Below are 13398 nucleotides of genomic sequence, written 5' to 3'. Positions count from 1 at the left end.
CGCCCATGTCATCGCGATCGGCATGAAGGCCGCGGACAAGCGAGCATCACAGGATCGTTCCGCCATGGCGCGGCTGCGCGACACGCTGCGCAGGCTCTATCATGGGCGCACGCCCGCCGCCTTCCGGTTTCAGGTTGCGGCAATCGTCATCGATCTCGCCATTGTCGCCTTCTCCATTGCGACACCCGTCATCCAGCAATCGGCCTCGTTCCTATGGCTGGATTATGCGGTGGCCGCGCTCGTCGGCGCCGATCTGATCGCCCGGCTGCTGGCCTCAAACGACATGCTGCGCCTGATGAAGCAGCCGACTTCCTGGGTGGATGTCTTCATCCTGTTGACGCTGCTGATGCCGACGGCGCTCGCCAATCTCGGTTTTCTGCGGATCCTGCGGCTGTGGTCGCTGTCGCGCAGCGGTTCGATCTGGCGGCATTTCGAGATGCGTGGGCTCAGGCCCTGGCGCGAGGCAAGCCATGCGGTCATCAACCTCCTGACGTTTCTGTTCGTCATCACCGGCTTCGTCTACACCTTCTTCTTCCGTAATGGAGCCGGCCTGGAAAACTACATCGACGCGCTTTATTTCACCGTCGCCACGGTGGCGACGACCGGCTTCGGCGACATCGTGCTGCCGGGAATGGCCGGCAAGCTGACGGCGATCGTCACCATGATCATCGGCATATCGCTGTTTGTCAGGCTGGCGCAGGCGATGTTCCGGCCGGCCAAGGTGCACTGCAAGGCCTGCGGGCAAGTCCTCAACATACCGAACGAAGGCGACTGACGGGCCGAACGCTACGATGCCGCCACTTCAGCCGGCTGTACCGGTTTGCGCTGCAGATTGAGCAGATTGCCCATCAGGATCAGCAGCGCGCCACCAGCGGTGAAAGCGTCGATCTGCTCGTGATAGAGCAGCCAGCCGACCAGCGCCGACAAGGGCACCCGCAGGAAATCCATCGGCGAAATGACGGTCGCATCGGCATAGGTAAGCGCGCGGGCCATGCAGAAATGTGACGACATGCCGGTGAAGGCGATCAGCAGGATCCAGGGCCAGAGTTCAAGCGATGGGGTGCGCCACACGTAGAGCGCGGGGATGAGGCCGAGCACCGACTGGATGATCAGCATCCAGAAAATGATGCGCACGACGCTGTCGGTGCGCGTCAGCGATTTCACCAGCACCAGCGATATGCCGAAACAGACCGCGGCGCCCAGCACGACCAGATGTCCGGGATCGACCGCGTCGACGCCTGGACGGACGATGACCACCACGCCGATCAGGCCGAGCACGACTGCCGCCAGTTTCGGCCGGCTCAGCCTTTCGCCGAGAAAAGTCACCGCCAGGATCGCCGTCCAGATCGGCGTGGTGAATTCGATCGAGATCAGCACAGCCAGCGGGATCAGCGTCAAGGCGTAGAGCCATGCCGCCTGGCCGCTATAGTGGACGACGTTGCGGGCGAGATGGGCGAGGGGACGCTGCGTGCGCATTGCCGCGAAGCCGCCGCTCGCCAGCACCAGCGGCAAGAGGATGAAGAAGCCGATCACCGAGCGCAGTTCCAGCACCTGGAAGACGTTGAGTTCGGCCGTCGTGGCGCGGCCGGCGACCGACATAGCCAGGAAAGAGCTGATCGACAGCGCCATCCAGAACGCGGCCTTGGGGATCGAGGGGGTGGGTGCCATGGCAGCTATCTCGCAGGCTGCGGCTTTTGCCGCAATTGCTAGTCACTCCATTCTTCTGGGCCAGTTGCAGTGGCGTGATGTGCAAAACGGTCATGTCGCGAGCGGAACCCGATAGGGCAGTGGGCGTTGAGTCCCGGTATTCAGCCGAGCTTCGCAGGACGTCTTTCAGCGTCGACAGGGAGAATTTCGATGAGACCATTCGCGCAATTTGCGCTTGCCGGCTGTCTCCTGGTCGCGGCAGGCACGGCACATGCCGACGAGACCAAGTTTCTCCAGTCGTTCAAGGGCAGTTTTGCCGGCAAGGGCACTGTCCAGTTGACCACCGATGTGCCGAACGTCAGTGTTTCCTGCAGCTTCAAGTCGAACGCGACCTCGACCTCGCTCTCGCTGGATGGCAATTGCCGCGGTCTCGTTTTGGTGACGCGGGCCATCAGTGCCAAGTTGAAGGTGACGGGTGCGAAATACAGCGGCGTCTATGTCGGGTCGCGCACCGGGCCGGCACAGCTGAACGGCAGCCGTTCGGGCGACGCGATCAATCTTGGCATCCGCTGGGCCCAGGAGGTCAATGGCGATCGCAAGGCGCGGATGACGGTCGAGAAGCGAGGCGAGAACGGCATCCGGCTCACGGTCACCGATACCGATCCGAAAACCGGCAAGAACGTGGTGATGAGCCGGATCGATCTGACGCGCGTCTGACGGCAGGATCCGACTGAATCTCGACACATCCGGTATCCAGGCTCAGTCTTCCAGCGGCTCCGGCGGATGGGCATCGCGACCCCTGCCGAACGTATAGCCGGTCTCCACCGCCTTGCGGCCGAATTTGTCGCGCAGCGCATCGATCGCGCCTTCGGCCATGGCGCGTTTGCGCGACTTGACGTCGACCAGATCCGGCGGGTCGGCCTTGTCGTCGTCGGAGAGGTCGCTGACGCCGATGCCGAGCAATCGAAATTTCGTGCCGTCCGTTTCCCTGCGAAGAAGCTCTACCCCGGTCTGGAAGATACGGTCCGCGAGCCGCGTCGGGTCGCCGAGCTGGCGGTTGCGCGTGCGCAGTTTGAAATCCTGGGTCTTCAGCTTCAGCACCACGGTGCGTCCGGCAATGCCTGACTTTTTCAGCCGCGCCGAGACCTTTTCCGAGAGCCCTCTCAGCACCGCGACCAACTCGTCCAGCGACGCGATGTCGGTGTCGAAGGTGGTTTCGGCCGACACGCTCTTGGCGTCCTGGTCGGGGTCGACGCGGCGAACGTCCTCGCCACGCGAAAGCCGGTAGAGCCGGTCGCCCATCACGCCGTAGCGGCGCATCAGGTCGCCACGCTCCATCGTCTGAAGCTGGCCGATGGTGCGGATGCCGTCGCGTTCCAGCGTGGCGTTGAACGCCTTGCCGACGCCCCAGATCATGGTCACCGGCTGCGTCGCCAGGAAGCCGACCGCCTCGGCCTCGCCGATGACCGAAAAGCCGCGCGGCTTGCGGAAGTCCGACGCGATCTTGGCGAGGAACTTGCAGTAGGAGAGGCCCGCGGAAACGGTGATGCCGATCTCTTTCTCCACGGCCAGCGCGAAGCGCGCCAGAACCACGGCCGGCGGCAGGCCGTGCAGCCGTTCGGTGCCGGCGAGGTCGAGAAACGCCTCGTCGATCGACAGCGGCTCGACCAGCGGCGTCAGCGCCTGCATCATGGCGCGCACCTCGCGGCCGACACGTACGTACTTTTCCATGTTGGGCGGGATCACGACCGCCTCGGGGCAGGCCTCGAGCGCCTTGAACATCGGCATGGCGGAGCGCACGCCCCGGATGCGGGCGATGTAGCAAGCGGTGGAGACGACCCCGCGCTTGCCGCCGCCGATGATCAGCGGCTTGTCCTTGAGCGCCGGGTTGTCGCGCTTTTCGATCGCCGCGTAGAAGGCGTCGCAATCGATATGGGCCAGATGCAGCCGGTAAAGCTCGCGATGACGGGCAAGGCGAGGGCTGCCGCAGCGCTGGCAGCGGCGCGATTCACCGCGCTGAAACGTCAGGCAGTCACGGCAAAAACCGTGATCGGGATTGTTGACAGGGGCCGCCATCACTGCGAACATAAAGAGAACAGAGGCAATGGTACGACAGTGCAGGGCTAGCGACAAGCTTGGCCTGGGGAGAACCATATGAGCACGACCGTAGTACCGCTGGCGCCCGAGCTGTGGCCTGATTTCGAGGACCTTTTCGGCAAGCAGGGCGCCTGCTACGGCTGCTGGTGCACGCATTTCCGGCTGGCGCCGGCGGCGAGGCGCGAGAGCAGCCGCGAACGCAACAAGGACCATATCAAGGCGCGCATCGAGGCCGGCCCGCCCCCCGGCCTGCTGGCCTTCGAGGACGGCAAGGCGGTCGGCTGGATGCAGATCGGGCCGCGCGCCGACGTGCCTGAATGGAACAACAAGGGCAGGGGCTCGGCGCCGATCGATCCCGCCGACGCTTCCGATCCGGCCGTCTGGGCGATCTCCTGCTTCTTCGTCCGCGCCAAGGCGCGGGGCCGGGGCATCACGCACCGCCTCGTCGAAGGCGGCATCGATTTCGCCCGCGGCAACGGCGCACGGCTTGTCGAGGCCTGCCCGATCGACCTGTCGCGCGATTCGCGCTCGATCGGCCTGTTCGTCGGCTCGTCGGGGGTGTTCGAGAAAGCCGGGTTCGAGAGGCTGGTGGAACGCAAGGCGGGCCGGCCGCTGATGCGGCTGGTGCTTTGATCTCGTTTTTGTCGGCGGGCGTTGTTGATTTCATCTTGCAGTTGTGGCGGTAACTTCATACCCGCATGAAAGAAACGGAGAATTTTTGTGAAACGTGCCCTGCCTTTCGCTTTCATGGCGACGGCAGCCAAGACGGTGACGGCGATGCAGGCGCGAAACAGAGCCCCTGAGGGTATAGCTTCACAGCGCTGATAACCGGCTCCTGCTTTTGGCTGACAGCCTGACTGTCATCATCTTGCAGTTGTGATGGTATTTCCCTACCAGAAGCACGAAACGATTTTTGCCTTTTCGATCAACGGAGACTTCCCGTGAACCGTAAGTTGCCAATTGCCTTTGCCGCGCTTCTCTTCAGCGCGCCCGCCTTCGGCCAGACCGTCGACAGCAAGGGTGCCAAGCAATTGTCCGATGACCTGTCCCGCTATGTCGGCAAACAGGCGCTCGACAAGGGCATTCTGAAGGTTTCGGTCGAAGGCGACGCCTACAAGGTCGCGTTCGATCTCAAGGCGCTTGCCGCGACGGTTCCCGCACAGGGAAAGGTGAAACTCGACTTCGCGCCCTACGCCGTGCTGGTGAAGCCGCGCAGCGACGGGACCTGGGATGTCTCGATGGATTTTTCGCAGAGCGGATCCTTCGAGTTCAACGGGCCCGAGGGGCTGCAGAGCACCCAGTTTTCGATCAAGGACGGCAAGGGTTCCGGCATCTATGATCCGAGTCTGGCGGCATTCATCAGCGGCACCAGCTCGTTGGCCGGCATGACGATGGCATCGAAGGATGCCAAGCAGCAGATGGAGGCCAGCACTGGCGCCGGCACCGCGACCATCGCCGCCACCAAGGCCGCCAATGGCGGCGTCGATTTCACAATGTCGCAAAAGATTTCGAATTTCGCCGAGGCGATCAAACTGGACGATCCCGAGAACGGGCTGAATTTTCCGGTCACCATCAAGTCGCCGGAATTGTCGGTGGAAGCCAGCGGCAAGGGCGTGCAGACGAGGCCGCTGCTCGACCTCCTGGCATTTGCCGTGGCCAATGAGGACGAGAAGACGCTGAAGGCAAACCAGGCGCAGCTCAAGTCCCTTCTGCGCGCAGCGCTTCCGGTGTGGGAGCGCATCGACGGCACCTATGGCTTCAAGGATTTCGCGGTCGACAGCCCGATCGGCACTTTCGGCGCAACCCAGCTCAGCACCGCGTTCGGCAGCGACGGCGTTTCCCAGAGCGGCAAGGTCACCTACGGCATCAAGGCGTCGGGCCTGACCGTGCCGCAGCAGCTTTTGCCGAGCTGGAGCGTGGCGTTGCTGCCCACCGATATCGACCTGAACTTCGGCGGTGCCAATATCGATCTCGACACCATGGCGAAGAAGGCGATCGAAGCCTTTGATCTCAATCAGGATCCGCCGCTGTCGGCCGAGTTCGGCGACCAGCTCAAGACCGACTTCCTGGCCAAGGCGCCGAAGGTCGTCATTAGCCACAGCGTTGTGAAGAACAAGGACATGGAGATCGCGCTGGAAGGCGAGATGACGAGCTTCGGCCAGAAACCCGACGCAAATCTCACCGTCGATGTCGCCGGCTTCGACAAGATCATGGCGCATCTGCAGGAAGCGGCAAAGGCGGAACCGGAGGTCGGGCAGTACGTGCCTGTCGCTCTCATGGTCAAGGGCTTTGCCAAGACGCTGCCGGACGGTCGGCTGGAATGGGCCGTCAGCACCAAGGCCGATGGCTCGGTCACCGTCAACGGCGTCATGCTGAAGCCCGCCGATCCGGCGGTGGACGACAGCGTCGACGACGGTGACGGCGCGGACGACAGCAGCGGCGGCGACAATGGCGATGGCGCCAATGGTGGCGGCAGCGACAATGGTGGCGACAGCGATAATGGTGGGGCCGGCGCGAAGCTGAATCCTTGAGGTTGGGCTTTCCAGCAATTCCAGGAAAAACGCACAGCGTTTTTCCCTTGGGAATTGCGTGTAACGTTTTAGAGCCCCAGCGCGCCGACGATCTTCGGCGCGGCTTCGTGCCAGTCCTGGACGACGATGACATCGTCCGGGACGGGCGGCAGGAACGCACGCAGCGAATTGTCCGCCATCAGGTGGAAAAGATTGGCGTCGGTGACCGATTCCCGCACCGACGCCAGATTGTGCGGCTGATCGTCGACGAAGGCCACCGGCCGGCCGCTCTTGCCGCGCAGCCTGGCCACTGCCGGTCCCTTGGCCATTTCGGTGGTCAGCAGCGGATAGTTCAGACCCAAGGCATCGAGATGCGCGCGGCGCACGGCACGATGCCGGTGCGGCATGGCCGTGAGCATTATGATTTCCGCGCGGTCGCCAAGCCTTGCCAAGGATTCCGCGGCGCCGTCGGTTATGCTTTGCCAATCGGCCTGCGCGTCAAAGAAATCACCCAGAAGTGCCGTGACTTCCGGCTGTTCGATCAGCCGGCCGCTGGCCGTTTCGGCAATGTTGCCGGTCAGCCGGAAGGACGCCAGCGTCAGCCCATAGCCGCGCGACTTCAAGAAATGCGGGAAGGGGCGGATGAATTCGAGCACGACATCGTCGACGTCGAGCACCAGCAGCGGCCGGTCGTCCGCTGACAGTTCCTCGATCTGGCGCGCGGTCTCGGGATCATCGCTCATATGGACCGCTCATGGTTGTCGTCGCCGAGCGGCAGTGCGCGCAACGCCTTGCCGACGGCGGCCGGCGGCGTGCCGGTTTCCTCGGCAAAGCGCATCAGGGTCGGCTCATGGGCAAGTATGAACTGCAGCACGCCGGCCAAAAAGCCGGGCTCGCCTGCGGCCTTGCGGATCGAATGCGCCTCTATTCCGGTGATCGCCAGAAAGCGCGGCAACAGCTCCGGATCAGAGGCGACGAAGCCCAACGCCTTCACGGCAATGGTTTCCGCCTCTTCGCGCATTGACGCCGCGTTTGCCATCACTACCTTCGGTACGTGGAATGAGTCTCTTCCGCAGTAATGGCAAGAGTTGCTTGCGGCAAGCCTTTACAGCGCCGCGCGCCGTTTGGACGCGCAGCGAGGCGAGGTGGAATTCGCGCTGCTTTGCAGCCCGGAGGTTTCCGTTTCGTCAATTATATTGCCGTATAGTGAAGCAGGGTTTGGTGCGTTCAACCGGGAGCGCATGACGGCCACCTTCGAGCGGAAGGACGGCCGGGACGGGATGTCGATGCCTAAGAAGGTCATGATCGTCGAGGACAATGAGCTCAACATGAAGCTCTTTCGGGACCTCATCGAAGCGAGCGGTTACGAGACAGTGCGCACCCGCAATGGTCTGGAGGCGCTCGACCTGGCACGTCAGCACAGGCCGGATCTCATCCTGATGGACATCCAGCTGCCCGAAGTGTCGGGGCTGGAAGTGACCAAATGGCTGAAGGAAGATGACGATCTGCACGTCATCCCGGTCATCGCCGTGACCGCCTTCGCCATGAAAGGCGACGAGGAGCGCATCCGCCAGGGCGGCTGCGAGGCCTATATTTCGAAGCCGATCTCGGTGCCGCGTTTCATCGAAACCATCAAATCTTACCTGGGCGATGCCTGATGTCCCTTTCCAGCCGAGCCGGAGCCTTGTGAAATGACCGCGCGGATCCTCGTCGTCGACGACATCCCTGCCAATGTGAGGCTGCTGGAGGTCCGGCTGCTGGCCGAATATTTCGAGGTGCTGACCGCCACCAACGGGCCTGACGCCATCGAGACCTGCGAGAACGGCAAGGTCGATGTCGTGCTGCTCGACGTGATGATGCCCGACATGGACGGGTTCGAGGTCTGCCGCCGGCTGAAGAGCGACCCCGCGACGTCGCACATCCCGGTGGTGATGATCACCGCGCTCGACCAGGTTTCCGACCGCGTGCGCGGGCTCGAGGCCGGCGCCGACGATTTCCTGACCAAGCCAGTCAACGATCTGCAACTGATGACGCGCGTCAAGAGCCTGGTCCGGTTGAAGTCTCTCACCGACGAGCTCAGGCTGCGTGCCTCGACGACGCGCAACATCGGCATCGAGGAGCTGCTCAGCCGCAATTTCGCGTCCGAGGACACGACGCCGAAGGTGCTGTTGATCGACGAGCGCAAATCGTCGGTCGAGCGCATCCAGAAAATGCTGCGCGACCGCGCCGATCTCGATGTCATCGGCGACCCGCATGCCGGGTTCTTTCAAGCCGCCGAGACGTCCTATGAATGCGTGATGATCTCGACGGCCTTCGCCGATTTCGATCCGTTGCGGCTCTGCTCGCAATTGCGCTCGCTCGACCGCACCCGTTTCGTGCCGATCATCCTTTTGGCCGAGGAGGGCGAGGAGGAGCGTATCATCCGCGGCCTCGAGCTCGGCATCAACGACTATCTGATGCGGCCGATCGACCAGCAGGAGCTGACGGCGCGGCTGCGCACCCAGGTGCGCCGCAAGCGCTACAACGACCAATTGCGCGCCAGTGTCACCCAGACCATCGAGATGGCGGTGACCGACGGTCTGACCGGGCTGCACAACCGCCGCTATCTCGACAGCCATCTGCAGACGCTGTTCGACCGCGCCGTGGCGCGGCGCCGGCCGCTGTCGGTGATGATCACCGATCTCGACCGTTTCAAGTCGATCAATGATGCGTATGGCCATGATGGCGGCGACGAGGTGCTGCGGGAATTCGCGCGGCGGCTGCGCAAGAATGTCAGGGGTATCGACCTTGCCTGCCGGTTCGGCGGCGAGGAGTTCGTCGTGGTGATGCCGGACACCGATGGCGCCGTGGCAGAGAAAGTGGCCGAACGCATCCGCGCCGAAATCGCCCAGAAGCCGTTCGCCATTGGCGCCGACGGCAAGACGATCGAGGTCACCGTCAGCGTCGGCGTGTCGTCGGTGCTGAAGGGCGTGGACACGGTGGCGGCACTGATGAAGCGCGCGGATCTCGCGCTCTATGAAGCCAAGAGCGGCGGCCGCAACCGCGTCGTAGCCAAGGCGGCGTAGGCGCCCGCGACCGATTCCACGGTCAATCCAATAAGGTTAGCTATTTACCTTAATCCAAGCGATTCGCGAGCCTTGGTTAAGAAATTGTTGATTTTCATAAGCTCTTGCGCAAATGTGAAGGCCAAGACGAAGCCGGCACGAGGGTAGTCAACCGGCTCGATCCCTGAAATACCCCATGATGCTCAGGTCCGCCGCATCTCCTGGGTCCGTGGGGTCGGCCGGCCGGCGCTGGCACATAGTGGCCTCCTCGTACCGCTGCCAAACGCCGACCGGCCCCCTTCCTCCAAACAGAACATCAGAACTTCGTGCCAAGGCACGAAGTTCTCTGATTTTTTTGCCTGTGAGCAATCAGGGCTCCCGTCCTCGATCCACGGCCGTCGGCCGGCCAAGCGATCACGGCGGCAGAGTACCCCTTCCATTTCATACATATGGCGCACAAGGGGCTTGCGGCAAGACCCGTCTCCTCCCGTAAAAACCACGCGATCAGGCGCGAAAACGGGAGTAGCGATTAATGATTTCGGAGCATGCGGTGGCGATCGCCGGGGGCGGTCCGACAGGATTGATGCTGGCGGGGGAGCTCGCTTTGGCGGGCATCGACGTTGCCATTGTCGAGCGGCGCCCGACCCAGCAGCTGGTCGGGTTGCGCGCGGGCGGCCTGCACGCGCGCACCATCGAAGTTCTCGATCAGCGTGGAATTGCCGACCGGTTTCTCTCGCAAGGGCAAAGCTTCCCGACCGTCGGCTTCCACATGATCCGTTTGGATATCAGCGATTTTCCCAGCCGGCACAACTACCTGCTGGCGCTGCGGCAAAACCATATCGAACGGATATTGGCCGACTGGATCGACGAGTTGGGGGTGCCGATCTATCGCGGACAGGACGTCACCGGTTTCGCGCAGGATGATGGCGGCGTCGACGTGGAGCTGTCCGGAGGCCAACGGTTGCGGGCACAATACCTCGTTGGCTGCGACGGCGGGCGCAGCACGATCCGCAAGGCGGCGGGTATCGAGTTCCCCGGCTGGGATCCGACGATAAGCTGGATGATCGCCGAGGTCGAAATGTCCAGTGAGCCGGCACTGGGCTTTCGCAGCGACGCCTACGGAATTCATGCGATAGGCAAGATCGAAGACAGCGACCGGCTGGGTGTCGTTCTGACCGAGAGACAATTGACCATCGGCGGCGAACCGACGCTGCAAGATCTCCGTGAGGCGCTTGCTGCAGTCTATGGCACCGATTACGGGATCCACAGTCCGACCTGGATCTCGCGCTTTACCGACATGACACGGCAGGCCGCCGCCTACCGGGACAGACGTGTCCTGCTGGCCGGCGACGCCGCGCACATCCATCCGCCGATGGGCGGGCAGGGCCTCAACATCGGCGTGCAGGACGCGGTCAATCTGGGGTGGAAGCTGGCCCAGGTGGTCAAGCGGACCTCACCGGAAAGCCTTCTCGACAGTTATCACGCCGAGCGTCATCCGATCGCCGCTCGCGTGCTGCGCAACGCGAAGGCACAGGTTGCGCTTCGCCGTATGGATGCCAGCACCAAGGCGTTGAACGACATCTTTACCGAACTGCTTGGCATGGATGAGCCGCGCAAACGGATCGCGGGGGAGATGTCCGGTCTGGGTGTACATTACGATCTCGGCGAGGGACATCCACTGCTTGGGCGGCGGATGCCCGACCTCGACCTGGCCACCGCCAACGGTCCGGTGCGGGTCTTCAGTCTGCTGCATGACGCCCAACCGGTGCTTCTCAACCTCGCTGAGCCAGGCGGACTGGACATTGCGCCCTGGGCGGATCACGTCCGGCAGATGGAGGCTGGATATGACGGCCCCTGGGATCTGCCGGTTCTCGGGACGGTGGCCGCGCCGGCCGCCGTGCTGATCCGGCCCGATGGCTATGTGGCCTGGGTTGGGGTCGGAACCCAACAGGGGCTGGCTGAGGCGCTGACCACCTGGTTCGGACCGCCCGCCGGCTAGCGCATAGATGGAGGCGGGTCCACGCGATGCCCTGAAGCCGCATCGCGTGGCAGCTTGCTACAAGGCAGAAGCCGACAGTCCTCCTGACAATCAGTTGACAGGAGGTTTCATCTGTGCAGAAATTGGTTGGACCATTGGACCACTTGAAGTCGGGAGGATTTGTGGACCAGAACAGCCTGCCACCCATTCAGACGACGGCGCGCGATGACGCCGTGCTGAAGGCGTTGGTTGGGTTTGTTCGCGCCGAGGCCTTGCAGCCCGGCGACCGGCTTCCGACCGAACGCATCCTGGCCGAGCGGCTGAAGGTCAGCCGCAACACGGTGCGCGAGGCGCTGACGCGGTGGGAGGGGCTTGGCTTGGTCGAGCGCCGGCAAGGCAGCGGCACCTATCTCAAGGCGGCTGTTTCGCCCGACATGCTGCACATGCCGCTGACGCTGGCAGGCGGCAACGACTTCACCAGCCTGATGCATACGCTTGAAATTCGCCGCGCGCTGGAAGCGGAGGCGGCGGCCCTTTGCGCCGAACGCGCCAGCCCCGCGGACATTGCCGAGATCATGCGCAAGCTCGACATCATGGAGCAGGCCTTCCGCACCCGCGACGGTATGTCGTCGGAAGAGGACTGGGAGTTCCACCAGGCGATCTACCGGGTCTCCGGCAATCCGCTGTTCGAGCAGATCATCGCCGCCATGCACGAGCTGTTCCATCGCTTCTGGGAGCATCCTCTGGGCGTGCGCGATTTCGGCCACGCCAGCTTTCCCTATCACCGCACCATCTACGAATGCATTGCCGCACGCGACCCGCAAGGCGCCCGTGCCGAGGCGCTCAAGCTGATCGCCACCGTCGAGGACGATCTCAAGCGCGGTGCTGCGAAACTCAAACTTTCGAGCCAGACATGAACGAGCATCCGACCGGTTTCGATCACGATTATCTTGCCGAGGCGGCGACATTGCTGGCGCATGATGAACCGTTCCCCGGCGGCGCGGTGGTGCCGCCGATCTATCAGACCTCGCTGTTCACTTTCGCCAGCTATGCCGAAATGGCCGATACATTTGCCGGCAAACGAAAACAGCCGATCTATTCGCGCGGCGACAATCCGACCGTGATGGAGTTCGAAGCGCGCGTCGCCGCGCTCGAGGGCGCCGAGGCCGCGCGCGGCTTTTCCAGCGGCATGGCGGCGATCAGCGCCACCGTGCTTGCCTTCGTTGGGGCGGGCGAGCGCATTGTCGCTGTGCGCAACTGCTATGGCGATGCCTACCGGCTGTTCGAACGGTTGTTGCCGCGGCTCAACATCAAGGTCGACTATGTCGACGGCTCCGACCCGGATGCGGTCGCGGCGGCACTTCCCGGCGCCAAGCTGCTCTACCTGGAAAGCCCGACCTCGATGATGTTCGAACTCCAGGATATCGCGCATTTGACCCGGCTGGCGAAAGAGCAGGGCATCGTCACCACGATCGACAATTCCTGGGCAACGCCGGTGTTCCAGAAGCCGATCTCGCATGGCGTCGACCTGGTTTTGCATTCGGCCTCGAAATATCTCGGCGGGCACAGCGACACAGTCGCCGGCGTGGTGGCGGGCTCGGCCGCCCATATCAGGCATATCAACGAGCAGACCTATTCTTATCTAGGCGGCAAGCTGTCGCCATTCGAGGCCTGGCTGCTGCTGCGCGGCCTGCGCACGCTGCCGCTGCGCCTGCCGCACCACATGAAGAGCGGCCTCACCATCGCCGAACGGCTGAAGGCGCATGCCCATGTCGAGCGCGTCAACCATCCAGCCTATTCGAACCATCCCGGCAAGGCGACGCTGGCCGGCTATGCCGGCCTGTTCTCCTTCGAGGTCACGGACGATATCGACATCCCGGTCTTCGTCGACGCGCTGAAGTATTTCCGCATCGGCGTCAGCTGGGGCGGGCATGAAAGTCTGGTCGTGCCGGCCAAGGCGTCGCTGGAGCAGACGCCGGGACTGAATTCGATGGCGCGCTTCGGCGTCAGCCCCCGAACCATCCGCTTCAATGTCGGATTGGAAAGTGTCGAAGACCTCTGGGCCGACGTCGCCCAGGCCTTCGAAAAAGCCAGAAAATAACAAGCGGGTTCAAAATGGGAG

13 protein-coding genes are annotated in these 13398 nt (G+C 63.1%); 9 read left to right on the top strand and 4 right to left on the bottom strand.

Annotation, left to right across the window (positions count from 1 at the left end):
- The first annotated feature begins 22 nt into the window (after window positions 1–22).
- On the top strand, window positions 23–775 hold the full coding sequence (locus FJV83_RS26335; RefSeq protein WP_142886266.1) for a potassium channel family protein: 753 nt from the start codon (window positions 23–25) through the stop codon (window positions 773–775).
- Window positions 776–786: 11 nt separating this feature from the next.
- Here FJV83_RS26335 and FJV83_RS26330 read toward each other — a convergent pair whose 3' ends face one another.
- A complete protein-coding gene (locus FJV83_RS26330; protein ID WP_142886265.1) occupies window positions 787–1668 on the bottom strand; it encodes a DMT family transporter in 882 nt (293 codons plus the stop codon).
- A gap of 189 nt (window positions 1669–1857) precedes the next feature.
- Between FJV83_RS26330 and FJV83_RS26325 the strand changes: the two genes are divergently transcribed.
- Window positions 1858–2364: a hypothetical protein gene (locus FJV83_RS26325; RefSeq protein WP_095772772.1), complete on the top strand. Its 507-nt coding sequence runs from the start codon at window positions 1858–1860 to the stop codon at window positions 2362–2364.
- 42 nt (window positions 2365–2406) lie between these two features.
- Here the strand turns inward: FJV83_RS26325 and FJV83_RS26320 are convergent, their stop codons facing one another.
- Window positions 2407–3735, bottom strand: a complete 1329-nt coding sequence (locus FJV83_RS26320) for a DNA polymerase IV (protein WP_095772771.1) — start codon at window positions 3733–3735, stop codon at window positions 2407–2409.
- Window positions 3736–3801: 66 nt separating this feature from the next.
- On the opposite strand from FJV83_RS26320, the gene FJV83_RS26315 reads away from it, so the two are divergent.
- Together FJV83_RS26315 and FJV83_RS26310 are read left to right on the top strand one after the other, a co-directional pair.
- On the top strand, window positions 3802–4377 hold the full coding sequence (locus tag FJV83_RS26315) for a GNAT family N-acetyltransferase (protein ID WP_095772770.1): 576 nt from the start codon (window positions 3802–3804) through the stop codon (window positions 4375–4377).
- Between the two features lie 308 nt (window positions 4378–4685).
- On the top strand, window positions 4686–6275 hold the full coding sequence (locus FJV83_RS26310; protein WP_185973403.1) for a hypothetical protein: 1590 nt from the start codon (window positions 4686–4688) through the stop codon (window positions 6273–6275).
- Window positions 6276–6343: 68 nt separating this feature from the next.
- Here the strand turns inward: FJV83_RS26310 and FJV83_RS26305 are convergent, their stop codons facing one another.
- Together FJV83_RS26305 and FJV83_RS26300 are read right to left on the bottom strand one after the other, a co-directional pair.
- A complete protein-coding gene (locus tag FJV83_RS26305) occupies window positions 6344–6997 on the bottom strand; it encodes a hypothetical protein (RefSeq protein ID WP_095772768.1) in 654 nt (217 codons plus the stop codon).
- Window positions 6994–7293 carry a DUF3572 domain-containing protein gene (locus FJV83_RS26300; protein ID WP_032930433.1) on the bottom strand — a complete coding sequence of 100 codons (300 nt, stop codon included), beginning with the start codon at window positions 7291–7293 and terminating at the stop codon, window positions 6994–6996. The genes FJV83_RS26305 and FJV83_RS26300 overlap by 4 nt, the downstream gene beginning before the upstream one ends.
- Before the next feature lie 247 nt (window positions 7294–7540).
- Between FJV83_RS26300 and FJV83_RS26295 the strand changes: the two genes are divergently transcribed.
- The 5 genes from FJV83_RS26295 (at window position 7541) to FJV83_RS26270 (ending at window position 13377) form a co-directional block, all read left to right on the top strand.
- Window positions 7541–7912, top strand: coding sequence for a response regulator (locus FJV83_RS26295; RefSeq protein ID WP_006334976.1), 372 nt, complete (start codon window positions 7541–7543; stop codon window positions 7910–7912).
- A 33-nt stretch (window positions 7913–7945) separates the two neighbouring features.
- Window positions 7946–9319, top strand: a complete 1374-nt coding sequence (locus tag FJV83_RS26290) for a PleD family two-component system response regulator (RefSeq protein WP_095790083.1) — start codon at window positions 7946–7948, stop codon at window positions 9317–9319.
- A gap of 511 nt (window positions 9320–9830) precedes the next feature.
- Window positions 9831–11297 (top strand): FAD-dependent monooxygenase, encoded by a 1467-nt coding sequence (locus FJV83_RS26280; protein WP_142876280.1) that lies wholly within the window; start codon window positions 9831–9833, stop codon window positions 11295–11297.
- Between the two features lie 161 nt (window positions 11298–11458).
- On the top strand, window positions 11459–12193 hold the full coding sequence (locus FJV83_RS26275) for a FadR/GntR family transcriptional regulator (RefSeq protein WP_095772765.1): 735 nt from the start codon (window positions 11459–11461) through the stop codon (window positions 12191–12193).
- The gene (locus FJV83_RS26270) at window positions 12190–13377 is read left to right on the top strand and encodes a PLP-dependent transferase (protein ID WP_095790086.1); all 1188 of its coding nucleotides are present in this window, start codon (window positions 12190–12192) and stop codon (window positions 13375–13377) included. The genes FJV83_RS26275 and FJV83_RS26270 overlap by 4 nt, the downstream gene beginning before the upstream one ends.
- The last annotated feature ends 21 nt before the right edge of the window (window positions 13378–13398 follow it).

The organism is Mesorhizobium sp. WSM4307, from assembly GCF_007003945.1.
Lineage (GTDB): Bacteria > Pseudomonadota > Alphaproteobacteria > Rhizobiales > Rhizobiaceae > Mesorhizobium.
This window is presented reverse-complemented; position numbering and strand designations above follow the sequence as displayed.